The 25616-nt window shown below is 37.2% G+C and carries 24 protein-coding genes; 19 read left to right on the top strand and 5 right to left on the bottom strand.

Annotated elements, in window-relative coordinates:
• Positions 1-13: 13 nt before the first annotated feature.
• Positions 14-1273: an NAD(P)/FAD-dependent oxidoreductase gene (locus QI30_RS00490; protein ID WP_126989007.1), complete on the bottom strand. Its 1260-nt coding sequence runs from the start codon at positions 1271-1273 to the stop codon at positions 14-16.
• A gap of 141 nt (positions 1274-1414) precedes the next feature.
• Between QI30_RS00490 and QI30_RS00485 the strand changes: the two genes are divergently transcribed.
• On the top strand, positions 1415-3028 hold the full coding sequence (locus QI30_RS00485; RefSeq protein WP_126989006.1) for a putative polysaccharide biosynthesis protein: 1614 nt from the start codon (positions 1415-1417) through the stop codon (positions 3026-3028).
• A 9-nt stretch (positions 3029-3037) separates the two neighbouring features.
• The gene (locus QI30_RS00480) at positions 3038-3748 is read left to right on the top strand and encodes a pseudouridine synthase (RefSeq protein ID WP_126989005.1); all 711 of its coding nucleotides are present in this window, start codon (positions 3038-3040) and stop codon (positions 3746-3748) included.
• Between the two features lie 258 nt (positions 3749-4006).
• Here QI30_RS00480 and QI30_RS00475 read toward each other — a convergent pair whose 3' ends face one another.
• The gene (locus QI30_RS00475; RefSeq protein ID WP_010303855.1) at positions 4007-4228 is read right to left on the bottom strand and encodes a DeoR family transcriptional regulator; all 222 of its coding nucleotides are present in this window, start codon (positions 4226-4228) and stop codon (positions 4007-4009) included.
• 316 nt (positions 4229-4544) lie between these two features.
• Here QI30_RS00475 and pepV point away from each other — a divergent pair, with 316 nt between their 5' ends.
• The 6 genes from pepV to QI30_RS00445 all read left to right on the top strand — a co-directional run bounded on the left by pepV (position 4545) and on the right by QI30_RS00445 (position 10673).
• On the top strand, positions 4545-5945 hold the full coding sequence (gene pepV / locus QI30_RS00470) for a dipeptidase PepV (RefSeq protein WP_126989004.1): 1401 nt from the start codon (positions 4545-4547) through the stop codon (positions 5943-5945).
• 107 nt (positions 5946-6052) lie between these two features.
• Positions 6053-6901 carry a D-amino-acid transaminase gene (gene dat, locus QI30_RS00465; protein WP_126989003.1) on the top strand — a complete coding sequence of 283 codons (849 nt, stop codon included), beginning with the start codon at positions 6053-6055 and terminating at the stop codon, positions 6899-6901.
• Positions 6902-7000: 99 nt separating this feature from the next.
• Entirely contained in the window at positions 7001-8008 is a 1008-nt protein-coding gene (locus QI30_RS00460) for a nuclease-related domain-containing protein (RefSeq protein ID WP_126989002.1), read from the top strand.
• Positions 8005-8922, top strand: a complete 918-nt coding sequence (locus tag QI30_RS00455) for a diacylglycerol/lipid kinase family protein (RefSeq protein ID WP_126989001.1) — start codon at positions 8005-8007, stop codon at positions 8920-8922. The genes QI30_RS00460 and QI30_RS00455 overlap by 4 nt, the downstream gene beginning before the upstream one ends.
• Before the next feature lie 61 nt (positions 8923-8983).
• A complete protein-coding gene (gene trmB, locus QI30_RS00450; protein ID WP_126989000.1) occupies positions 8984-9634 on the top strand; it encodes a tRNA (guanosine(46)-N7)-methyltransferase TrmB in 651 nt (216 codons plus the stop codon).
• Between the two features lie 178 nt (positions 9635-9812).
• On the top strand, positions 9813-10673 hold the full coding sequence (locus tag QI30_RS00445; RefSeq protein WP_126988999.1) for a YtnP family quorum-quenching lactonase: 861 nt from the start codon (positions 9813-9815) through the stop codon (positions 10671-10673).
• Between the two features lie 51 nt (positions 10674-10724).
• On the opposite strand, the gene QI30_RS00440 is transcribed toward QI30_RS00445, so the two are convergent.
• Positions 10725-11039, bottom strand: a complete 315-nt coding sequence (locus QI30_RS00440) for a hypothetical protein (protein WP_126988998.1) — start codon at positions 11037-11039, stop codon at positions 10725-10727.
• A gap of 216 nt (positions 11040-11255) precedes the next feature.
• Between QI30_RS00440 and QI30_RS00435 the strand changes: the two genes are divergently transcribed.
• The 9 genes from QI30_RS00435 (at position 11256) to QI30_RS00395 (ending at position 20755) form a co-directional block, all read left to right on the top strand.
• Positions 11256-12326, top strand: a complete 1071-nt coding sequence (locus QI30_RS00435; RefSeq protein ID WP_126988997.1) for a M42 family metallopeptidase — start codon at positions 11256-11258, stop codon at positions 12324-12326.
• Positions 12327-12390: 64 nt separating this feature from the next.
• Positions 12391-12912, top strand: a complete 522-nt coding sequence (locus QI30_RS00430) for a DUF84 family protein (RefSeq protein WP_126988996.1) — start codon at positions 12391-12393, stop codon at positions 12910-12912.
• An 80-nt stretch (positions 12913-12992) separates the two neighbouring features.
• Positions 12993-13304 carry a thioredoxin family protein gene (locus tag QI30_RS00425; RefSeq protein WP_126988995.1) on the top strand — a complete coding sequence of 104 codons (312 nt, stop codon included), beginning with the start codon at positions 12993-12995 and terminating at the stop codon, positions 13302-13304.
• A gap of 15 nt (positions 13305-13319) precedes the next feature.
• Entirely contained in the window at positions 13320-14129 is an 810-nt protein-coding gene (locus tag QI30_RS00420) for a DUF1444 family protein (protein WP_126988994.1), read from the top strand.
• The gene (gene ytpR / locus QI30_RS00415) at positions 14126-14737 is read left to right on the top strand and encodes a YtpR family tRNA-binding protein (RefSeq protein ID WP_126988993.1); all 612 of its coding nucleotides are present in this window, start codon (positions 14126-14128) and stop codon (positions 14735-14737) included. The genes QI30_RS00420 and ytpR overlap by 4 nt, the downstream gene beginning before the upstream one ends.
• A 215-nt stretch (positions 14738-14952) precedes the next feature.
• Complete coding sequence (locus QI30_RS00410) at positions 14953-17985, top strand: DNA translocase FtsK (RefSeq protein ID WP_233600489.1); 3033 nt, start codon at positions 14953-14955, stop codon at positions 17983-17985.
• A gap of 245 nt (positions 17986-18230) precedes the next feature.
• Positions 18231-19532 carry a UDP-N-acetylmuramate--L-alanine ligase gene (murC, locus tag QI30_RS00405; RefSeq protein ID WP_126988992.1) on the top strand — a complete coding sequence of 434 codons (1302 nt, stop codon included), beginning with the start codon at positions 18231-18233 and terminating at the stop codon, positions 19530-19532.
• A 222-nt stretch (positions 19533-19754) separates the two neighbouring features.
• Positions 19755-20234: a DUF948 domain-containing protein gene (locus tag QI30_RS00400; RefSeq protein WP_126988991.1), complete on the top strand. Its 480-nt coding sequence runs from the start codon at positions 19755-19757 to the stop codon at positions 20232-20234.
• Positions 20235-20254: 20 nt separating this feature from the next.
• Positions 20255-20755: a YtxH domain-containing protein gene (locus tag QI30_RS00395; RefSeq protein WP_126988990.1), complete on the top strand. Its 501-nt coding sequence runs from the start codon at positions 20255-20257 to the stop codon at positions 20753-20755.
• A 56-nt stretch (positions 20756-20811) separates the two neighbouring features.
• Here QI30_RS00395 and QI30_RS00390 read toward each other — a convergent pair whose 3' ends face one another.
• Positions 20812-22959, bottom strand: coding sequence for a cell division protein FtsA (locus QI30_RS00390; protein WP_126988989.1), 2148 nt, complete (start codon positions 22957-22959; stop codon positions 20812-20814).
• Between the two features lie 200 nt (positions 22960-23159).
• On the opposite strand from QI30_RS00390, the gene QI30_RS00385 reads away from it, so the two are divergent.
• The gene (locus tag QI30_RS00385) at positions 23160-24245 is read left to right on the top strand and encodes a bifunctional 3-deoxy-7-phosphoheptulonate synthase/chorismate mutase (RefSeq protein ID WP_126988988.1); all 1086 of its coding nucleotides are present in this window, start codon (positions 23160-23162) and stop codon (positions 24243-24245) included.
• Between the two features lie 119 nt (positions 24246-24364).
• Positions 24365-25363: a catabolite control protein A gene (ccpA, locus tag QI30_RS00380; protein WP_126988987.1), complete on the top strand. Its 999-nt coding sequence runs from the start codon at positions 24365-24367 to the stop codon at positions 25361-25363.
• 111 nt (positions 25364-25474) lie between these two features.
• On the opposite strand, the gene QI30_RS00375 is transcribed toward ccpA, so the two are convergent.
• A partial coding sequence (locus QI30_RS00375; protein WP_148113842.1) for a transposase occupies positions 25475-25616 on the bottom strand: 142 nt, incomplete at its 5' end.

Raw genomic sequence — 25616 nt, 5'->3', positions numbered from 1 at the left:
ATAGGAACGTGTATCAAAAAGAAAAGTTCGCGGCACTGTCACCAGCAATACGCCCTGTAACAAGAGCAGATGTAATATTATAGCCACCTGTATAGCCATGAATATCTAAAATTTCACCACAGAAATAAAGACCTGGCTTTTTCTTAGAGGCCATTGTTTTAGGTTCGATTTCTTTGACAGATACACCGCCGCCTGTAACAAAAGCTTTTGCTAAAGGTTGTGTGCCATAAACAGTCATTTCAAATCCTGTTAGCTCTTTCGCTAAATGACGTGCTTGTTCGTTTGATAAATCAGCACCTGTTGCAGCTTCAGAAATAGCAGCGCGCTGCATTAAAAATAATAACCAACGCTCTGGAACAATACCTTTCCAAATATTTTTTAAGGCTTTCTTTGGATCTGCTTTTGCTTGCTTCATTAGTAATTGGAAAGCAGATTCTGCATTGTAGTCAACAAGCGCTTGAATTTGTATTGTAACCGGCTTGCCGCCATTTTTCTTTAATTCTTTTACAACAAATTGGCTACAACGTAAAATCGCTGGACCACTTAGTCCAAAGTGTGTGAAGAGCATGTCCATTTGATGTGTGATAATGGCTTTACCATTTTTCTTTAATACAGAAACGGCTGCATCGCGAAGTGCTAAACCTTGCAACTCTTTTGACTGAATAAACGTCTCATTTGACAACAAGGGAACTTCCGTTGGGTATAAATCTGTCACAGTGTGACCTGCGCGCTCAGCCCAAGGATAGCCATCTCCTGTAGAACCAGTTTGTGGAACAGCTTTACCACCCACTGCAACAACCACAGCATTTGCTTTAATTTCTTCACCCGATTCTAAGCGTACACCTAAGATTTTTTCGTCGTCCATTAATAACTTGGCAACGGTTGTTTGTTTACGGATTTCAACGTCTAAGCGAGCCATTTCTTTTAATAGCGCATCTACCACGTCTTGTGCACGGTTCGATACAGGGAACATACGGCCATGATCTTCTTCTTTTAAGGCAACACCTAACTCCTCAAAGAAGGCAATAATGTCTTCATTGTTGTAAACTGTGAAGGGGCTATAAAGGAAGCGACCATTCCCTGGGATGTGTTTAACAATTTCATCGACAGGCAAACGGTTCGTTACATTACAACGGCCACCTCCGGAAATTGCTAATTTTTGTCCAAGTTTTTTACCCTTTTCGAGTAATAACACCTTTTTATTGTTCGTACCAGCGGCGATTGAGGCCATTAATCCAGAAGGGCCACCACCGATGACGATTACATCATACATATTAAAACGCTCACTTTCTAAATTGGAATGTCAGTTCAATTTATTATACACGATGTGAAGAAACTATTTGAGTAATTGCCGTTCGAGTTGTAAACTAAAATTTAGTGATTTTTATTTTTTGAAAAAGAATGGAAGGTTAGTATGTCATCATTTATGAAAGGGACAGCCATTTTAACGATCGGTATGTTTTTATCGAAAGTACTTGGCTTGATTTATGTATTCCCATTCTATGCCATCATTGGTGAGGAAAATGTGGCACTTTATTCTTACGGTTTTATTCCATACTCAATTATGCTATCGATTGCGATATCGGGTGCACCTGTTGCCGTTTCGAAATTTGTCTCGAAGTATAATAGTCGAGGAGATTATGCAGCAGGCCGTAAGTTAATGAAGTCCGGTGTCTTCATTATGATTGGTTCGGGAGTTGTCTGTTTTGCGGCACTTTATTTATTAGCAGACCCTATTGCGGGAATGGTGATTAAAGACGATGAACAGATTTTTACAACAAATCAGATTGCCGGCGTTATTCGCTGGGTAAGTTTTGCATTACTTGTAGTACCTTTTATGAGTATTACACGAGGATTCTTCCAAGGATACGGCCATATGACACCAACAGCCGTATCACAATTAATTGAACAAATTGTGCGTATCATTGTCGTTTTAGTCGGTGCATTTATTATGATGCGCTTATTCAATGGAACACCAGAATCAGCCATTTCATTCGCGTTATTCGCGTCATTTATTGGGGCACTTGGCGGGCTACTTGTCATGGGCTATTATTGGAAAAAGACAAAGCCTGAGTTTGATTTGAAATTAAGAGAAAGCGTCGATTCAGGCGATTTCTCCTATGTGAAAATTTATAAAGAAGTATTAACGTATTCAATTCCGTACGTATTCGTAGGGATTGCATCAACATTATTCCAATTAATTGATATGCTAACATTTAATACAGCAATGGCAGAAATCGGCCTGGCAAAAGTATCCGACTTATATTTAAGTATGTTGAACTTTACAACACAAAAAATTGTTATGATTCCAGTGATGTTGGCAACAGGTTTCTCGATGGCACTTGTACCAGCAATTACACGTTTTTACACACAGCGTAAACATAGTGATGTAATTGAAACAATGGATAAGACATTCCAAATCTTATTATTTGTGACGTTACCAGCTGTTATTGGGATTTCCGTATTATCATATGAAATTTATGCTTTCTTATATTCACCAAGTGATATGGGCGCACATGTTTTAGCGCTTTATGCACCAGTTGCGATTTTGTTTGCATTATTCTCTGTAACTGCTGCATTATTACAAGGTATCGATCATCAAAAATGGATTATTTTCAGCTTATTAGTAGGGATTTTGATTAAATTATCAATTAATATTCCAATGATTGAAGCATTTGAAGCATCAGGTGCTATTTACGCAACAACAATTGGTTATATCTTCACAATCGGTATTAACATTGCTGTTATCGTAAAAGTTTTAAATTATAAACCAAAACGTTTAATGCGCCGTATTTTATTAATTGCGATTTTAACAGCAGTTATGGTTGCAGTCGTGATGGTTGTACGTTCATTACTTGGCTTCATTTTGCCAGAACCAAATACCCGCTGGATTGCGATGGTTTATTTATTTATCTGCGGTGGTGTAGGGGTAGTAGTCTATGGTTTCTTATCACTAAAATTAGGATTAGCACAAAAACTACTCGGTTCACGTTTTGAACGTTTAGCAAAAAAATTACACATTCATTAGGAGAAATACATGCGTTTAGATAAACTATTAGCAAATATGGGCTTTGGTACACGTAAAGATGTGAAAAAGCTCATTAAACAAAAAGCAGTCACTGTTGATGAGGTTGTCGTGAAAGATGTTGGCTTACAAGTAGACCCAGAGAAACAAGCAGTTGTTATTTTTGGCGAACGCGTTACGTATGAGCCAATGCTTTATTTATTAATGAATAAACCAGCAGGCGTCATCTCCGCAACAGAAGATAATTATGACCAAACTGTTATTGATTTATTAGAACCGTATCACCGTCATTTTGAACCGTTCCCAGTAGGACGTTTAGACAAGGATACGGAGGGCTTTTTATTAATTACAAATGATGGTCAATTAACACATAATTTATTATCTCCCAAAAAGCATGTACCAAAAGTGTATTATGCCAAAATCGCTGGGGAAGTGAAGCCAGAACATATTGAGATGTTTCAACAAGGCATTATCATTGATGATGGCTATCAAACAAAACCAGCAAAACTGACGATTTTAAACAGCGGAGTAGAATCTGAAATTGAACTTGAAATTTCAGAAGGTAAATTTCATCAAGTAAAACGAATGTTTAAAGCGATTGATACAGAAGTAACGTATTTAAAACGCTTATCAATGGGCCCATTGCAATTAGGTGATGACCTAGCACTTGGTGAATATCGTGAATTGACAGAAGAAGAAGTACTACAATTGAAAGACCGTTAAAAAAACAGAAATCGCATCTTTGCGATTTCTGTTTTTTATTGTAAATAGAAAAAGAGAAGAATGCCCCGCATTCTTCTCTCCTATGTAAAAGCAATTAAATTCTGTTGGCAAAAATAATGACCAAGCGACGCAGCATGGTCATTATTTTTATTACGTCACTGAATATGAGTGTGAGAAGGTGGCCATCAGCATGTTTTATATTCTTAGAGCTAACACTTCTCATTCAACGAAAGCCGTGAGCTAAATCGTTGAACCTTTCTAAGATGTCATCTTCACTTTTTTACGCGTCGTTGTCCATTTACCTCTGCTTGGACTTTCTACCAAGTCGTTATAGGCTAACACATTCAAATCTCTCTGAATGGTGCGAGGAGTGATGCCAAATTCATCGACTAAATCTTGCGTAGTAACAGTGCCATTTTCATGGATATACATATACACATCTTTAATGCGAGTAAGCATCCGATCAGTTGTTGGTTTCATAAGGTGAACCACTCCTTCATCTTTTTTCTCAAGACTAGCGGACGATACGAAGTTTCATAGGCTAAATTGGCTGCCTTAGACATCCCCTTTTCGGTTTTGTTGGTCAGATTGTTTCTGACACCACCATTATAGCTGAAAAACAAATTTTCTTCCATACATTTAACTTAAAAAAATAAGACAGTACCAAAAATTTACGGTTAATAAACGAACTTTTTACAATTTTAATGTTTATATTGTTCGTATTTTTGAAATCACTATCCAATAATATGATGTAAGGTGTACACTGAGGTTAGATTAGCTTAGGAGGTTTTGATTCATGAATTGGTTAGAAAAAGCGCAAGAACGTCAGCAGGAAATGATTAAAGATTTACAAGCATTAGTACGCATTAATAGTGTTTTAGATGAATCGACAGCAACAGAGCAAGTACCGTTTGGTGAAGGACCACTAAAAGCATTAAATTGGATGCTTGAACAAGGAAAAATTCAGAAGATGAACGTAGTAAATATGGCGAATAAAGTTGGCTATATTGAAATGGGGCAGGGCGAAGAAATGGTTGGCATACTTTGTCATGTCGATGTTGTACCTGCAGGAAGTGATTGGGTACATGAGCCATTTGGTGCAGAGATTGAGGATGGCAAGCTTTTTGGTCGCGGTGCAATTGATGACAAGGGACCAACAATGGCAGCGTGGCTAGCAATGAAAATGGTTCAAGATGCAGGAATTACATTATCACGTCGTGTACGTTTAATTGTTGGTTCAGATGAAGAAACTGGTTTCCGTTGTGTCAATCACTATATGGCTAATGAAGAAATTCCAACATTAGGATTTGCTCCTGACGCAGATTTTCCAATTATTAATGCGGAAAAAGGCATTGCGGAAACAACATATCGTCAAATGAATGTGACGGATAATGATGAACAATTGCGTTCTTTCCATGCAGGACATCGTATTAATATGGTGCCTGATTTTGCAACAGCAATTGTTAAAAATGTTTCATCACAAATCAAAGAACAATTTGAAGCGTATTTAGTAAATGAAAATGTGATAGGCGAAATCACGAACGATAACTCAAATACATTTACGTTAACAATAAAAGGTGTATCCGCACATGCAATGGAGCCAAACAATGGTGTGAATGCCGCAATTAAACTAGCAACATTTTTAGTCAATCATTTGGAAACACCTGTATCGAAACAATTTGTTGACTTTATTGTTAAAGGTTTTGGGACAGAAACAAGAGGTCATGCGCTTGGTCTTGCATACAATGATGAAATGTCAGGCGATACAACGCTAAATGCAGGTGTTGTGGAATATGAAGCGGGTCGTATTGGTGAAGTGCGCGTATCTATGCGCTACTCTGTATCGTATGATTTTGAAAAATCAATTGAACAGGGAAAACAAGCGCTTGAAGGAACGGGTTTTGAATTAATTATCGATGACAACTCAGAGCCACATTATGTGGCCCCAGAAGAAGAATTAATTCAAAAATTATCAGCTGTCTATGAACGAAATACAGGAGAAAAAGCGGAACTGCTAGCTATTGGCGGCGGCACCTATGCACGTGAATTGCCAAATGGCGTCGCATTCGGCATGCTATTTCCTGGGGAGCCTGATATTGCACACCAACATGACGAATATGTTATTATCGAAAATTTAGTTAAGGCAGCAGCAATTTATGCAGATGCAATCGTTGAATTAGCAACGATTAAAGCATAACAGGGGACGCGTATTAAATTTTTTCAATACAAGCTTATTTTTGCTATTCTACTATTTTTTTGTAATAATAAACGAGCAATTATTGAACGTAAAGGGAGTGTGGCGTAATGACACATATTTGGGTAAATGATCAATTAATGAACCGTAATGAAGCGAAAATTGACGCTGAGGACCGAGGTTATCAATTTGGTGATGGCGTTTATGAAGTAATTAAAGTGTATAAAGGTAATTTATTTGAAATGGAAGCGCATATTAATCGTTTCTATCGTTCAGCAGATGAGTTACGCATTATCATTCCTTATACAAAAGATGTGCTGCATAAAATGGTCTACGATTTAGTAGAAGCAGATCAATTAAATACAGGACATGTTTATATGCAGGTAACACGTGGCGTTGCTGAACGTCAGCATTATTTCCCAGATGAAGCGAGTGCGACATTTACAGCTTATACACAAGTAAGTGATCGTCCAGTTGAACAGTTTGAACAAGGGGTAAAAACAGTATTATATGATGATATTCGCTGGTTACGTTGTGATATTAAGAGCTTAAATTTATTGGGGGCTGTATTAGCAAAACAAGCTGCACACGAGGCTGATTGTGCTGAAGCCATTTTACATCGTGAAGACATCGTAACAGAGGGTTCTTCTTCGAATGTCTATGGTGTAAAAAATGGAATAGTTTATACACATCCAGCAAATAATTTGATTTTAAAAGGCATTACACGAGATGTTGTATTCCGCTGTGCAAAAGAACAAGGTATTGAAATTGTTGAAGAGGCTATGACAGTAGAAGAATTACTTACAATGGATGAAGTGTTCTTTACATCTACAGGAGCAGAGGTTTCACCGATTATCCAAATTAACGATACGATTATTGGCGACGGGGAACCAGGAGAAACAACGCGAAAACTTCAACAAGCTTTCGAAGCTAAAGTGCAAGAAAGCATTACAATTTAACAATTAATTCCGATATACTACAATGTATACACATAGCAAGAAGCGATATTCTGTATAAAAATATCGCTTCTTTTTGTTCGAAAGAATGGAGTGATAGAGATGGCACAATTAATTAAGCTACAAGATTATGTATCACGTTATCAAATTGACCTCAAACGTTACCCAACGCAATATGTACGGTTAAAGCATGTACAGTGGAAACGAATGAATGAGGAATGGCGCGCAAACAATCATGCAGCTCTAGAATTAGAAGAAATAATGATTGACGAACAGAATAAGAAGCCAAATTTATTCAAACGTTTATTTAAACGTAAAGAAAAAGAATCTTGGGATAATCCATGGGAGCAAGGTTCTAGCGCATTAGAAATTGATGATAGGGCAGACGATTTGATTCCTGATGAAGTGAGCACACTTAATTTTAATCCGACTTTATTGTACAATCCACAAAATGAAGAGGAATTAAAACGAATGTACTTAGATCAACTCTTTCATTTTCAATTAAAATGGGCAAGCTCAACATTGCGTGAAAAATCACACCTTGATCCAAAATACCAGCGAGATACATGGCTTCGCACGCTCGTACAAAAATTACCTGATACATATTTTGTGTTGTATGATCCAATTTTACAATTAAAGAAAGCGCCGATTGAAATAGGTGTTATTGTTTTAGCACCAACGGAATGTTATGTGATTCAACTAGTTGAGGAAGAGGATGTTGCAGCTTTTACAGGAGACAGTAAGGAGCGTTTTTGGACAAAGAAAATCGGTGAACAAGATAAACGTGTATTAAATCCATTAATCGGTCTTAAACGCATGGAAAAGGTTGTACACCAAATTTTTGAAGAGGCAGATGTATCTCTTGATATTCACCGTATTTTATTATCACGTAATGGCTACATCGATTATCCTGGGTCGATTTATGGTATTAAAATTGTCGACCGTCGTCATTATGACGCATGGTTTGAGGAATTAAAACGCAATGCATCTCCAATGAAACATTTACAATTTAAAGCAGCAGAGGCACTTTTAGAACATTCACAAACGACATCATTTAACCGTGCAGATTGGTACAAAACGAAAGATGATGTCGAAAAGTTTGATTTATGATGCTTCATATTATTGTTAATGAACGAGCAGGAAATGGTCGTGCGAAGCAAGTTGTAGCCAGTGTTATTGCAACACTAAAAAGTCCATATGAATTGCATCAAACAACAGGACCATGTCATGCGACAGCGCTCATTGATAAAATTTCACAGAATGAAGGAGACCAGCTTTGTATCGTCATTGGTGGCGATGGCACTATTCATGAGGCAATTCAAGGTGCTGTTCATCATTCAAATATTATAATTGGTGTGATGAATGGGGGTTCTGGGAATGATTTTGGTCGTGGATTCAGCGCGTTTAAAACAGCTGCAGAAATTGAGGCGTTTTTTAGCAATCCTGTTATTACTGAAGAAGATACAGGTGTATTGTTTACGGATAGTCAGCATATATTTATGAATAATATTGGCTATGGAGTGGATGCGAAAATTGTTTATGAAGTAAATAAAACACCTCTAAAAAATTGGTTAAATCGCATGAACTTAGGGCGACTAACCTATATCATTATTCTAATTAAAGAAGTTATGACATTCAAACCATTTGATGTCGTAGTAGAGTACGAAATGAAACGTAAGATTTATAAAAATGTGTGGATTACGACAATAAGTAATCAACCATTTATTGGTGGAGGAATGAAAATTTCACCTTATTCACGAACGGATGATGGTCGCTTTGAATTAACAATCGTTGAAAATTTATCGCGACTAAAATTATTATTTTTGTTCGCGACTATTTTTAAAGGAAAGCATGTAAATTTTAAAAAACATGTGTCACAAATAAGTGCAGAAGCATTTACTATTCACTATAGCGAATCTATACAAGGCCATGCCGATGGTGAAGATATTGGCCTTTCAAAAGAAGTCATTACAATCAAAATGCAGCCCAAATCATTTCGTTTGGCACGTAACCCGCTTGACTAATTGCTGAATTTCTTGAATAATGAATTGTTGAAATGCAACTTATAGAAATGAGGAAAGAACGTTGAGATTACGTAACAAACCTTGGGCAGAAGACTATTTAAATGAACATCCAGATTTAGTCGTGTCAAATCCAGAAGATTATAAGGGTCGTTGGAATGAATTATTCGGTAATGATAACCCATTACACATTGAAGTAGGTACGGGTAAAGGACAATTTATTACTGGAATGGCGAAAGCAAATCCAAACATTAATTATATCGGAATTGAATTATTTGATAGTGTCATTGTAATCGCTGCAAAAAAAGCAGTAGAAGCTGGACAACCTGAAAATTTACGCTTATTAAATGTGAATGGTTCTAAGTTAGAAGAATATTTTGCAAAAGGTGATGTGAGCCAAGTTTATTTAAACTTTTCTGATCCATGGCCAAAAACACGCCATGCAAAACGTCGTTTAACACATGCAAACTTCTTAAGCTTATACGAAAAAGTATTAATTGATAACGGTGAAATTCACTTCAAAACAGATAACCGTGGCTTATTTGAATTCTCATTAATGAGCTTAACGGATTATGGTATGAAACTAAAATTAGTGTCATTAGATTTACACAATGATGATGTTGAAGATAATATCATGACTGAATATGAAGAAAAATTCTCTTCAAAAGGTCAACCGATTTATCGTTTAGAAGCACAATTTATGACAGAAAAATAAGTGAGTTCTTCACAAAAAGCAGGTGGTGTGCAAAATGTCGCATCATCTGCTTTTTTTTGTTGATGAAAAAAAGATATATTAGGTAGTTTTTTTGTTTTAAAAGAAATGTAAATATATTCTATTTTATGAACGGATATGTTACGATTAAACTGTATTTTTGACAAAGGGGGACATAGAGATGGATAAATTTCAATTTCACGATATGCGCTTTACATGGCTTGATGGAGGAATGACATGGCTTGATGGGGGAGCAATGTTTGGGGTTGTTCCTAAACCATTATGGACACGGAAATATGAAGTAAATGATCATAATCAAATTCCGTTACCAACACATCCAATTTTAGTACAGTATGGGGATACGAACTATTTAGTTGATTCGGGTATCGGTAGTGGAAAATTAAATGATAAGCAAAAGCGTAATTATGGTGTAACACGTGAATCGCATATTGAAGAAAGTTTACATATGCTTGGATTGACGACGGCTGATATTGATGTTATTTTGATGACACATATGCATTTTGACCATGCAAGTGGTTTAACGCGCTATGAGGGTGACGTGCTTGTCCCTGTATTTGAAAATGCCACCATTTATGTGTCAGATGTAGAATGGAATGAGCTTCGTAGTCCTAATATTCGTTCGAAAGCAACCTATTGGCGCGAAAATTGGGAGCCGATTCAAAACCAGGTGAAGACATTTAAGGATTCATTTGAAGTAGTACCAGGCATTACAATGGAGCATACAGGTGGTCATAGTGATGGACATGCTGTGATTCGCTTTGAACAACAAGGTGATACGTTAATTCATATGGGTGATATTTTAGCAACGACTGCTCACCAAAATCCATTATGGGTAATGGCGTATGATGATTATCCAATGACATCTGTTTTTGCAAAAGAACGCTTAACAAAAGAAATTTTAGAACGTGGTTACTATGTATCGTTCTATCATGATAACTTCCATCGTGTCATCAAATGGGATACGACAGGGAAAGAAGTGTTAGAAGAAGTGCCGGTAACACATAGTGACTATGGAATTTAGTAAATAAAAAAAGGAATCGTGCGAACAGCACGATTCCTTTTTATGTAGCGATTAAACGCGTACTAGGTCAACGATTGCACCGCTTTTTGCATCAGCAGCGAATTCGAAGTTTACTTGTTCGCCATCTTCTACGCGAGAGATGCCGCCTTTGTAAACAGGGATTGAAATGTTTTCTTTTTTGAACGTTTCTGGTTGCATGTAAATCCAAGAACCGTCAATTGGACCTTCTTGCTTGAATTGATTTTTAATATCTTCAAGAACAGAGTTAGGATTGCGATTTGGATTTACACGTGTAGAAGCTTCTTTAAGCACGTATGCAGCGGCAACACCAGTTGCAACGCCGATTAAAAAGTCACGTAATTTCATTGGTTTTCCCCCTTAATTTAACTATATGTATAGTGTATCACACGAATGAAAAGAAGTGTAAATAGAAAACAGGGAGAGTGGTGAATTATAATTCATTTTTAGAAAAGTTTGGAATTATCACGAGAAACGAAATAGTAATGTAGCAATTCAAGTCATAGAAAGCTACAATAGAAATGTATGATAGCGAATTTCACATATAAAGGGGAGGAATTTCCGTTGAATCAACAAACATTAGAGATGTTTAAAACATTAACTGAATTACCGGGGGCTCCAGGAAATGAACATGCGGTACGTGCTTACATGCGTACATATCTTGAACAATATTCAGATGAAATTGTTCAAGATAATCTAGGCGGTATTTTTGGGGTAAAACATGGTGAAGAGGGTGCGCCTAAAATTTTAGTCGCAGGCCATATGGATGAAGTAGCCTTTATGGTGACACAAATTACAGAGAACGGCATGATTCGTTTTCAAACATTAGGTGGCTGGTCAAACCAGGTGATGCTTGCACAACGTGTGCTTGTCTACACAAATAATGGACCAATTCCAGGCGTTATCGCCTCTGTTCCACCCCATTTATTATCAGCAGAACAACGTAATAAACCGATGGAAATTAAAAATATGTTAATTGATATTGGTGCAGATGATCGTGAAGATGCCTTGTCGATGGGAATTATTCCAGGACAATCCATTATTCCAGATAGTAAATTCCAAGTGATGGCGAACCCAAAAAAAGTCATGGCAAAAGCTTGGGATAATCGTTATGGTTGTGGCTTAGCATTAGAATTAATGAAAGAAGTACACGGTGAAAAATTACCGAATACATTATACGCTGGAGCAAACGTGATGGAAGAAGTAGGACTTCGCGGTGCGAAAGTTTCGGCAAATATGATTAAACCAGATTTATTCTTTGCATTAGATGCGAGTCCGGCAAATGATGCAACAGGAGATAAAACGCAATTTGGTCAGCTAGGTAAAGGACCATTATTACGCATTTTTGACCGCACAATGGTAACACATAAAGGAATGCGTGAATTCATTTTAGATACAGCTGAATCTAATAATATTCCATATCAATACTTTGTATCACCAGGTGGTACGGATGCAGGGAATGTACACATTTCAAATGATGGTGTTCCAAGTTCCGTTATCGGGATTTGCTCACGTTACATTCACTCACATGCATCGATTATTAATACAGATGATATTGATGCAGCAAAAGAGTTAATTGTTGCCTTAGTACGCGCAGCAGATGCATCAACATTAAAAACAATTTTAGGTAAATAAACGTTTAAATACATTCCGACTTTGTTCTAGGATAAAGTCGGTATTTTTATGTGGAGGAATGACAGTGAAAATTGCAATTGGAACGAAAAATCGTGCAAAAACACAGGCAGTACAAAAAGTTGTGAAAATGTACATAAAGAAAGCAATCGTATTTGAAGCGGTAAGTGTAAATTCGGATGTTTCCGAGCAACCAATGTCTGATGAGGAAACACGTCAAGGTGCTATGAATCGTGCAAAAGCAACACTAACGGTAACAGATGCGCAATTTGGTTTTGGCTTAGAGGGTGGCGTCAAGATGTTAGATGGCGTAATGTATTTATGCAACTGGGCAGCACTAGCAACGAAAACAGGCCAAGTGTACACTGCTGCTGGCGCACAAATCCCGTTACCAAAAGAAATTGCACTAGAAATTCAAAAAGGTCGCGAACTAGGACCTGTTATGGACGACTATGCGCAGCAAGTAAATACAAGAGAACATTCTGGTGCCATCGGTGTATTTACAAATGGCTATGTCGACCGCCAGGCGATGTTTGAACATATCTTAACATTATTACTTGGTCAATATCTGTATTTTGAAAAGAACTAAGCACTTTCTTTGCGAATGATTAATGTTACGATTAAACTAGAAAAGGTAAATAACTGCACGCATTTAAAGGAGAATGAGAAATGGAAAAATTACAGTCAATTGAGCAATTTGAACAATTAAAAAACAATGAAAAAGTTGTGTTCGTCTTTTCGGCAAATTGGTGTCCAGACTGTCGCTTTATCGAACCATTTATGCCTGAAGTAGAATCAAAATTTTCAACAATTCAATTCGTCTATGTTGACCGCGATGACTATATTGATTTATGTGTAGACAATGATATTTTCGGTATTCCAAGCTTTTTAGCATTTGACCATGGTGCAGAGACAGGTCGTTTTGTCTCAAAAGACCGCAAAACGCAATCTGAAATTGAAGCATTTTTAACGAAACAATAGAAAAGGACTGATGACGTGAAAGCAAACGAACTCATCCAAATTTTAAAACAACGCTTAGGTGAAGAGAGGTACACTTGGTCGTTAGATGAAAAAACAAATAAGTTACGCATCGAGCATAAAGTATTGGGCAAGGGCCTAGATATGACGCTTGGTGACACGTTAGCAAAGTATGAAGAGCGCGGAAATAAAGCTGTTGATGAGGTTGTTTATACAATCGATGAAACATTTAAAGCGATGGCACAGGAACAACAAGGTTTTCAAAATACCGCGGCGATTTATCCAGTAATTCGTTCTGGCTCATTTCCGAAAAAATCAAAAGAAGGTTTTGATTTTATTACATCGGAGCATACAGCAGAAACAACTGTTTATTATGCGTTAGATTTAGGCCGTACCTATCGTTTAATTGATACGGATATGCTCAAAAAACTTCATTTAGATGAGGCACAGATGAAAGAAGCAGCACGTTTTAAAGCTCGTGAACTTTCTACAAAGGTCAAAAAAGATGAAGTAGCTGGCAATACATTCTATTTTTTGAATGAAAATGATGGTTATGATGCAAGTCGTTTATTAAATGAATCCTTTTTACGTGAAATGCGTGGTAAAATAAAAGGGGAGATGGCGGTAGCAGTACCCCATCAAGACGTTTTAATTATTGCTGATATTCAAAATCCAACGGGTTATGATGTGCTCGCTCAAATGACGATGCATTTCTTCTCGATTGGAACAGTACCAATTACGTCATTATCATTTATTTATGAGGACGGAAAATTAGAGCCAATCTTCATTATGGCAAAGAATCGAAAACAGGAAGAGGATAAAAAATGATCGTATCTTACAATAAGCCACATGTTGGCGACACTTTATTAGTACAATTAACAACAGAACCAGTCGTACAAGTTGAACTTGAACGTCACGAAGATGTTGTTTTTGTAAAAGAAGGTGCTACAGGAGAAGTAAAAGCATTTAACTTATTTAATGCTTCAGCATATATGAATTTAGATGGTGTGAGCGGCAACGTAGAGTTATCAGAGGAATTTGTTGACACTTTAAAAGCAGCACTTACAAAATGCGGTGCAACACTTGATTTAGATGTTGATTTAACACCAAAATTTATTGTGGGCCATGTGTTAGAAATCGCAGACCATCCAGATGCAGACAAATTACACATTTGCCAAGTGCAAGTTGATGAAGAAGCTCCACTACAAATTGTTTGTGGCGCACCAAACGTTGCACAAGGTCAAAAAGTTGTTGTCGCAAAAATTGGTGCTGTTATGCCTTCTGGTACAGTTATTGTTGAATCAAAATTACGTGGAGTTGAATCTTACGGTATGATGTGTTCGGCACGTGAATTAGCCATTCCGAATGCTCCACAAGTACGTGGTATTCTTGTTTTAGATGATAATGCAGAAGTGGGCGCACCTTTCCACGCATAAAAACGTAAGATGCAGTGGACTTATAAAGTAATGAAACCGTGCCTTGTGCACGGTTTTTTTAAATTTTGACAAAGTAGATTAAAATAAATAAGTCCTAGGGGCTAAATACATATTGTGAAAATAGCCATTTTACGCTGAATATTAGGGTGTTCATTGCACCTGTGTATTTATTATTGGTAAAATGAAGGGAATTCAATTGGAAGTGAGTGATTGACATGAGTTTCTTTAAAAAACTCTTTAAGAAAGATGATAGTGAAGAACAGCAAGAATATTACGAGGATCGTCGTGACTATATAGATGAGCAACCCTATGAGTATTATGAAGAGCCACAAGTAGAACAAGCTTATCAAACATATGATATGCCGGAAACAGCTGTAGATTTCCAGAAGGAAAAAAAATCACAGCAACACCCACCGTTAGAGGATGTCTATGCAGATGTGTATGATATGCCGGAAACACAAAGCCCATTTTTCCAAGAGCAAGCAATGCCAGTTCAGGAGCCTGTTTATCAAAAGCCACCTGCAGATTTTTCACCATTTGGTCAACAACCGCAAGGATTAATAAGAACTGTGAAACGTATTAGTAGAGAGCGATATAACCCATTTACAGAAACAGGGGTAGCGCCGGAAGTGAGAAAGCCCAGAGTACAACATGTCGCTCATATAGAACAAAAACCAAAATCTCGTCCGCACCCTGTGCAGCAACAACCACAAGTACGTCAACAGGAACAGACACCTCCACGTGAATTGTATGTAGCACCGAAACAAACATTTAGCGAAGAAGAACCTGTGAAGAAAAAATTCGAGCCAATGGATGTACCGTCACCTATTTATGGTTTCCAAGAGCCACCAAAACGTCCAATTGTGACAGTTGAGCATATTGAAGCGCAACGTGAATTGGTACGTACGATTAACGATAAAAAGCCAGTTGAAATAAAATCTTCTGAAGATATTTTGAATCAGGTAGAACTTCGTCATGCAGAAGAAAAAACAGTTATGGATATTGCAGAGCCGATTAGTAAAGATGTAGAAAATATCAAGATTGTTTCAACACCGATTTCAGAGCAACAAAATGAGTATAATGAACCAAAAAAAGTAGATGAAGTAATGATAGAAAAGGAGCCTACGATTACAGAACAACAATCACCAGTTATTGTTGAACCTGAAGAAGTCGTTGAAGAAATTCTAGAGGCGCCTCAACAAACATTAGAACAGGCAATGGAATTAATGGAGCAAGGCATTGAACAACCTGTAACAGGTGGTCAAATACCATCTTTAGAACAAGCAATCGAAGAAGAACTTACTGTAACAGAGCGTGAAGTAGAAGAGCTACCTGTGGTTGAGGCTATTAAAGAATTAGCTGAAACAATTGAAGAAATTGCACCAAGTGAACAGGTCGAAGCAGTTATTGAAGAAACAGAGGCAACACTTATGTTAGAAGAAGCGGATGAAACCGTTCCAGAAAGCTTTTTAAACCATGTAGAAAAGGCTCGTCCATTTAACGTTGTATTATTACCTTCTGAAAAGAAAAAAATGCGCCGAGGAGAAAAGGCAAAGGAACTTGAAAAGTTGATTCCAGCTTCTCCGTTGCGCCCGACTGTTACGCTTAATTCATATAAAAAAGAAGTAGATACTTCTACTAATGAGGTGTATCCCTCCACAGTCACGCAAATAGAAGACACCCTTTGTACAGAGCAGCCAGTACAAGAACCACTTACAAACGAGAAAGAAACGGTCTCAACAATTATTGAAGATTTGAATAATGTGAAGGGGACAGCTCCTTCAATGGGAGCCGTTCAACTTGTGATGGAAGAAAAACCAGAAGTTTATGTGAAACCAGATACATTGCATGCGATGAGTTTTTTAAATCCACCAGTTGAACAACGTGAAGATAAGGTTTGGATGGATATGCAGGCCGAAAAATTAGTGCAGGCACTGAAAGATTTCCAAATTGAAGCAGAAATCGAAAATGTAACACAGGGTCCTACTGTTACGCAATTTCAGTTGAAAGTTGGTCATGGTGTAAAGTTAACAAAAATTACAAATTTAGCAGATAACTTAAAATTAGAATTAGCAGCACATGATATTCGTATCGAAGCACCGATTCCAGGAAAAAGTTTAGTAGGGATTGAAATTCCTAATGAAGTGAAGCGTCCTGTACGCTTATCAGAAATTACAGAGACAGAGCAATTCTTACAATCAAATGCGCCGCTCGAAGTTGCATTAGGTTTAGATTTAACTGGTCAACCTGTGACTTTTGATTTAGCAGATATGCCACATGGATTAATTGCAGGTTCAACCGGATCTGGTAAATCTGTATGTATTAATTCCATTATTATTAGTTTACTCTTGAAAGCTAGTCCACAAGATGTAAAATTGATGTTAATCGATCCGAAAATGGTAGAACTAGCGGTTTATGAAGATATACCGCATTTAGTGAGTCCAGTAATTACGGATGTGAAGGCAGCGACTGCAGCGCTAAGTTGGGCTGTAGAAGAAATGGAACGCCGTTATGAGCTATTCCATGAACACCGTGTTCGCCATATCTCACGCTATAATGAAATGATGGAACATAAACGAGCGTTTGCACAAAAAATGCCGTATATTGTCATCGTTATTGATGAATTAGCCGATTTAATGATGCAAGCGCCACAAGATGTTGAAGATGCCATTTGTCGCTTAACGCAAAAAGCGCGCGCCTGTGGTATCCATTTAGTTGTGGCGACACAACGTCCATCTGTGGATGTAATTACCGGGTTAATCAAATCGAATATTCCAACACGAATTGCCTTTGCGGTTGCTTCAAATATTGATTCGAGAACTATTTTGGATTCGCAAGGCGCTGAACGTTTATTAGGACGTGGTGACATGCTGTACTTAGCAAGCGGTACAAACAATCCAACTCGTTTACAAGGAACGTTCGTAACAGATGAAGAAATTGAAGATGTAACGGATTATGTGCGTTCTCTAGGCGAACCACGCTTCCTTTTTGAACCAGAAGAATTAGTGAAGAAGGCGGATCGTTTAGAAAAACAGGATGACTTATTTGAAGCGGTATGTCGTCATATTGTGGAGCAAGGGCAAACATCGACATCATCTATTCAAAGTCATTTTAATATCGGTTATAACCGAGCGGCACGTATGATTGATTCGCTTGAGCAAATGAATTACATTTCGGAATCACGTAAAGGTAATAAGAAGCGAGATGTCTTCTTGACAGAGAGCGAGGTATTCGAATTATTTGGTTAATCTTTATGAAAAATGAAAATAGTTTATATTGAAAAACGTTTTGTACTTAAAAACATTAATTCGTGCTATAATATTTAATGTTTTGAATGACAAAGAATCGGGCAATGAATGTAGGCCTAACTATGCATGACAACTTTTTCAAACGAGAGGGCTTGCTTGCACTTTTGCAGGAAGCGACCTAACTATAGGCCAGCAGTTTATTAATTGAAGGGGAAGGGAACTTTTCCGGGAGGTTTCAATCAAATATGACATTTTATCACTTTACAGGTATTAAAGGATCTGGCATGAGTTCACTAGCTCAAATTTTATTTGACTCAGGTGAACAAGTACAAGGTTCAGATATCGACAAACATTTCTTTACAGAGGATCCTTTGCGTGCACGTGGTATTACAATTTTACCGTTTGATGCAGCTAATATTAAAGAAGGTATGACTGTTATCGCAGGAAATGCGTTTCCTGACGAACACCCTGAACTTGTGCGTGCACGGGAAATAGGTGTCGAAGTTGTACGTTATCATAAATTCTTAGGTGAATACTTAGAAAAATATACGTCTGTAGCAATCACAGGTGCACATGGTAAAACCTCTACAACAGGTTTAATGGCACATGTACTTGCTGGAGATCAACCAACATCTTATTTAATTGGTGATGGTACTGGCGGCGGTGCAGCAGATGCACAAAATTTTGTTATGGAAGCATGTGAATATCGTCGTCACTTCCTTGCATACCACCCAGATTACGCAGTCATGACAAATATTGACTTTGATCATCCTGATTATTATTCAGATATTGAAGACGTATTCTCAGCATTCCAACAGATGGCACTGCAAGTCAAAAAAGCTATCATTGCATGGGGCGATGATAAAAATCTTCAGCGTATTCAAGCGAATGTACCAGTTATCTATTATGGATTTGGTGCAGATAATGATTTTGAAGCACGTAATGTTCAAAAATCAACAGAAGGCACAACATTTGATGTTTTCGTTCGTAATGAATTTTATAGCACATTTACGATTCCAATGTTTGGTGACCACCATGTCTTAAATACATTAGCAGTTATTTCTTTATGTCATTACGAAGGAATTCCAACAGACACTGTTCAAGCACGTTTACACACATATGAAGGTGTAAAACGTCGCTTCACAGAAACAAAAATTGGTGATCAAATTTTAGTCGATGACTATGCACATCACCCAACAGAAATTAAAGCAACAATTCAATCGGCACGTCAAAAATATCCTGATCGTGAATTACTTGCAGTATTCCAACCACATACATTTTCACGTACACAAGCATTCTTAAAAGATTTTGCAGATGCATTAAATCTTGCAGATTGTGTATACCTATGTGATATCTTTGGTTCTGCACGTGAAAAAGCAGGGAATTTAACAATTAATGACCTTGCTGATTTAGTGAACGAACATCATATCTTGCATATGGATAATATTGAAGAACTCGCGAAACATGAAAAAGCAGTATTCTTATTCATGGGTGCTGGCGATATTAATAAATATCAAAAAGCATTTGAAGAGCTATTACAAAAATAATTTTGAAAGGAGCAACTATTTAATGTTTGCTCCTTTTTATTTTCGGCAATAATCTAAACAAGTGCTTTTTTAACTGTGTAATGCAAACGATTTTTAAAAAGCGTTTTCCTGAAATACTAATATTAGTGGCAGGAAATCCAAAATGTTTGTAGAATGTAAAGAGTACAGGTTTATTCTACATTTATTTGTGGGAAAATATGTTAAGACAGAGGAGGGATTTTTGTGATTATTATTTTATACATCGCAGCAGCAATCTTCGCTATTGCCGTGCTTATTCTTTGTATTTCATTAGCAATGACATTGAAAGCACTTAATCCAACGTTGAAAAGCATTTCTACAACAATGGAAGGCATCGAAGGTCAAATGCAAGGTATCACAAGAGAAACAACATTATTATTAGAAAAAACGAATACATTAGCGGAAGATGTTCAAGGAAAATCGCAACAATTAAATTCTTTAGTTGGTGCGGTTAAAGGCTTTGGTGATTCAGTACAAGGTTTAAATAGTACAGTTCAAGCGGTCACTTCTTCTATCGAAAATAATGTAGCTAAAAACAGCGACCAAATTGGTCAAGTTGTACAATGGAGCAGCGCATTAATGGGTATTCGCTCTAAATTAAAAGAAGATAAACAAGCAAATGTTGTTGTCGATGAATATCCAGCAGCAACAAAACCTAAAAAGTCATTATTTAAACGTAAGTAATTTTAAGGGGGATGCATAGCATGACAGCAGAAAAGCCGAATTATAACGAAGTAAAAAATCAGTACTTACCACAGCCGTATGCAAATGCGGGAGAGCTTTATGAAGATTCTAGTAGTGTGAACGGGAAAGATTTTGTTATTGGCGCCTTAGTAGGTGGTATTCTTGGCGCTGCTGCCGCATTACTGTTAGCACCAAAAGCCGGAAAAGAATTACGTCAAGATGTATCTACACAAGCAAGTAGCTTAAAAGAAAAAAGTGCTAATTACTCAACAACTGTAAAAGAAAAAGCAACAGATCTTTCTCAAAAGGTTCAAGAGCAATCAGCTAAAGTTGTAGATAAAGCGAAATCGTTAAAATCTCAAGCAACACCGCCACTTGATGATGGAACGGTTTCTTCAGAAGGCGAAGAGCCAATCGAGGAAATTTTAGATCGTACAGTGACGGAAGTTGAAGATGAGGAAAAGGCATTTGAGGATAGCGTATTTGTAAATCCTGAAAAGCAATTGCCACCAAAAGAATAATTATTTTGATACTAAAAAAGCAGGAATCCCAAATGGATTCCTGCTTTTTATTATGATTAAACGGTAGGGATCAATTCAATTGCTAATGTATCGCCTCCGAAAATAGGGGCATCGAAGTTTACAGCTTCACCATTGCGTAAAATGTTGAAAGTTCCTTTAAAGGCAATAGGTAATTGCCAATCTGAAAAACGGAAAATATCATTATAATGCCAACCGCTTTGGTCAAGTGTAATAAATTGTAGACTATCACCAGAAGTTAAAATGGTCTGCGCATTGGCTGGCTCTCGATTTACAAGCACATCAATAATCGGTTTAGAAAGCATTAGCTCTTCTCCTTGAAAACGTACATGAATCGTATTGTATAGCGTAAGATGGACATGTTGTGAAATAAAATCGACTGTTGGATTCGTATGTGGTTTGAGCGTTAGCACATCGCCATCTTGAATCGGATATTGTTTTTTCGCAGGAATGCCATTTAAAAGTAGTTCATCAGACAACGCTGGAAATTCAATTGATTGATGATCTATGATAAGTTTGAATGGCTGAACCTGTTCTAGAACGGATGATTTATCAATCGTATTTAGTGCATCTTCAATCGTTTGTAGCGGTGTACACGTAATCACATCGCCATCTTGCACGCTATAGTGCAAGTTTGTCATTATATTGTTATTTACACGAATCGTTGACTGTAGTTCGTATATTTCATCAAATGCTGTAATTGTTAGCGGGGGAGTAGTCTCAATTAATTCATTTAGTGAAGCATGGCCCACTGCACCGTTTTCTCCTTCACGAAGTTCTAATATGTCACCATTTTGAATTGGATGCTTCATCGAAGCAATCTTACCATTAACTAAAATCGTCGTTGGACTACCTAGCTCACCAGGAATAAGAATTTGTTGGCCATTAACTGTTACAGCTAAGCCAAGACCGGGTTTACCATATAATTTCTTAGCTTGTACATTTGCAGCTAATAGCGCATCTGCTACAGTCATCTCTTTCACTTCAAATAGTCGGACCGTTTGTCCATTGACCATTACAGTTACATATTTAATTGGTGAATGTTCTGCTGCAATCGCAATGCCAATTGGTGTGACAAGTTCAGGTGAACGCGTCGTGTTATCTGTATTTAGTAAAGGAATTGCATCGATGCCACGTACAGCAACACGATTTAAGGGCAACTCCAGGCGTTCTGCGAGTTCTTTTTCTAAAAGTGGTGTAAGAGAGCCTCCCCCAACTAATAACACCGCTTTAGGTGCTCTATTGCTATTTAGGTGCAAAATTTCATTTGTGATGCTTCCTGCAAGGTTTTCAATTGCTGGTTTAATATGTTCGATAGCTTCCGCGCTTGCAATGATTTGCTCAAACCCTAAAATATCTGCGATTTTTACAGTATCCTTTGTTAGTAGCTCACGTTTGATTTTTTCAGCGACAGGAAAATCGAGCAAATAATGATCGCATAATGCCTCTGTAATTTCATCACCAGCGGTAGGCACCATTCCATAGGCTACAACCGTATTGTCGTCTGTAATGGCGATATCAGACGTTCCTGCGCCAATATCAACAAGGGCAACATTAAGACGACGCATTGTAGCGGGGATAAGGGCATTGATTGCTGCAATTGGTTCAAGTGTTAAACCATTAATTGTTAAGTCAGCTCGTTTTAATGATGCAATTAGTGATTCAACAACGACGCGAGGTAAAAATGTAGCGATAACTTCAATTTTGATTTCTTCACCTTGTTGATCAATGAGACTGCCGATTTCTTGATCGTCAATATAATAATGAAGTACCGAATACCCTACACAATAATAATGTGATGCTATCTTTCCGTCTTGATGATAAATCAACTGTTCTTGCGCATTTTGTACGGCTGCAAGCTCAAGGCGATGAATATCATCTTCCGTTAAAGCTGCATGTTTTTTAATGTTTAATAATGCGCTACCAGATTCGGTTTTTAATGAACGCCCGGCAGCGGCAACATTAACATGAGTTAATGGTCCATGACTTTCTTCCAATTTTATTTTAATATGTTGAATAACTTCAGCTACATGCAATACATTATGTATTTGACCATCGACCATTGCACGTTCTTTATGTTCTTCAATTAATAAATCGGCAATAGAGTAATGAGAATCATCCCTTTTTTCTAAAATAACACCAACAACAGAACGAGTGCCGATGTCTAATGCGAAAATTTTTTTCATCGTTTACGCAAACATCCTCTCTAATATTCAGAAAATTTCTTATTTTTCAACTACAATGCTTTTTTGCGTTGAAGCGTTAAAGAAAAAATACGTGACATTTTCAAATGAATTGATTATACTGACTATAATATCTAAAAATGTAACACACATTTCAGTTTGCTGAAAGTATCTGATATGTGGAAGAAGGGGGAAAAACGGTTATGAGTCATCAGAATTTAGAAAGCCTACGCAACCGTGTAGACGAACTAAACCTTGAAATTTTACGTTTAATTAATGAACGTGCAGAGGTAGTAGAAGAAATTGGTCAAGTAAAAGAGAAGCAAGGTGTCAACCGATTTGATCCTTTACGCGAACGCCACATGTTAGATCTTATTAAAGAAAATAACAAAGGCCCACTTTCACAAGGAACAGTGAACCACCTGTTCAAAGAAATCTTCAAAACAGCTTTAAAATTACAAGAAAACAATCAAAAGAAAAAATTATTGGTATCACGTAAAAGTAAGCCAGAAGATACAATTGTTACAGTTAACGGTGAACCAATTGGTGAAGGTCTTCCATCATTTGTATTTGGACCTTGTGCAGTAGAGTCTTATGAGCAAACAGAAGCTGTAGCAGCAGCTGTAGCAGGAAAAGGCTTAAAATTAATGCGAGGCGGTGCTTACAAACCGCGTACATCACCATACGACTTCCAAGGTTTAGGTCTTGAAGGCTTAAAAATCTTAAAAGATGTTGGTCAAAAACATGGTTTAGGTATCATCTCTGAAATTGTAACGCCATCTCATTTAGATGAAGCCTTAGAATACGTGGATGTTATCCAAATTGGTGCACGTAATATGCAAAACTTCGAATTATTAAAAGCAGCTGGTGAAACAAATAAACCAGTATTATTAAAACGTGGTCTTGCAGCAACAATTGATGAATTCATTCATGCAGCTGAATACATTATGTCTAAAGGTAATGACCAAATCATTCTTTGTGAACGTGGTATTCGTACGTATGAAAAAGCGACGCGTAATACACTTGATATTTCAGCTGTTCCAATTCTTAAACAAGAAACACATCTACCTGTATTTGTAGACGTTGTTCACTCTACAGGTCGTCGTGACTTATTGTTGCCATGTGCAAAAGCAGCAATCGCAATTGGAGCAGATGGTGTGATGGCAGAAGTACATCCAGATCCAGCAGTAGCACTTTCTGATTCACAACAACAAATGGATATTCCAACATTTGATAAGTTCTACGATTCATTACAAGTATTCATGAAACAATACGAATTAAAAGCATAATAGACTACTATTTATGGGGTGGCGATTCATTTCGATGAATCGTCACTTTTCTTTTATTGAAAACCGCTTTCATAATAGTTTATTATTAAGGTATATAAGTTAAAAGGAGGGTCATGATTGTGACCGTAACTATTTATGATGTAGCACGTGAGGCAAACGTATCAATGGCAACCGTATCTCGAGTTGTCAACGGCAATCCAAACGTCAAACCATCTACGCGTAAAAAAGTATTGGAAGTCATTGAACGCTTAGAATATCGTCCAAATGCTGTAGCGCGAGGATTAGCAAGTAAGAAAACAACTACTGTTGGGGTCATTATTCCAGACATCTCAAATATTTTCTATGCTGAATTAGCGCGTGGGATTGAAGATGTTGCAACAATGTATCGTTATAATATCATTTTATCGAATTCGGATTTAAATGAAGAGAAAGAATTAACATTACTTGATAATATGTATGGTAAGCAAGTTGATGGTATTGTGATGATGACAGAACGTGTAACGGACCCATTAGCTGATAAAATGGGGCATTCGCCAGTACCAATCGTATTAGCTGGTTCAATTGATGAATCAAATCATTTACCATCGGTTAATATTGATTATACAGAAGCTACTTATGAGGCTGTAAAACAATTGATTGAAAATGGCAATGAGCGTATTGCATTTATTTCAGGTTCGTTTAATGCGACAATTAATAAGAAATATAAATACCAAGGCTATGTGAAAGCTTTAGAAGAAGCGGGAATTCCAATTGATGAGGCGCTGATTTTTGACGATGTTTTAACATACGATCAAGGTATGAAAGTGTATAATCATGTATCGAAACTAGCACAGCCTGCAACCGCTTATTTTGTAGGAAGTGACGAACCAGCTATTGGTGTGATTCATGCGGCACAGGATGATGAAAAAATAGTGCCAATAGATATCGAAGTATGTAGCTTTGAAAATTCTAAATTAGCTCGTATGGTACGCCCACAACTTTCAAGTGTTGTATTACCTTTATATGATATTGGTGCAGTATCAATGCGTTTACTAACAAAAATTATGAACAAAGAAGATATTGAAGATAAGCAAGTTATGTTGCCATATCGTATGGAATCTCGTAATTCCACACGCTAATAAAATGCATAAAAAAAGAGGCTGGGACATAAGTAAAAATTCCAGTCTTTAATAGAGAAGGTGATGTCGAATTTGACATCACCTTCTCTATTTTTATGCGCAAATTGGGAATTACCATTCCCTTATTGCGTATTTTCTTAAGTTTGTCGCCATTAATGCGAGGCCAATTTCATTTTTTACTTTCGATTTTCCTCGGACGGAGAATCGAGTGAAACCTAAATTAGCCTTCAGAAATCCAAAAACTGGTTCTACG

It is taken from the genome of Candidatus Kurthia intestinigallinarum, assembly GCF_003991225.1.
In the GTDB taxonomy this organism is placed as follows: Bacteria; Bacillota; Bacilli; order Bacillales_A; family Planococcaceae; genus Kurthia; species Kurthia populi.
The sequence above is the reverse complement of the archived record's forward strand: the minus strand, read 5'-3'. Positions and strand labels throughout refer to the sequence as shown.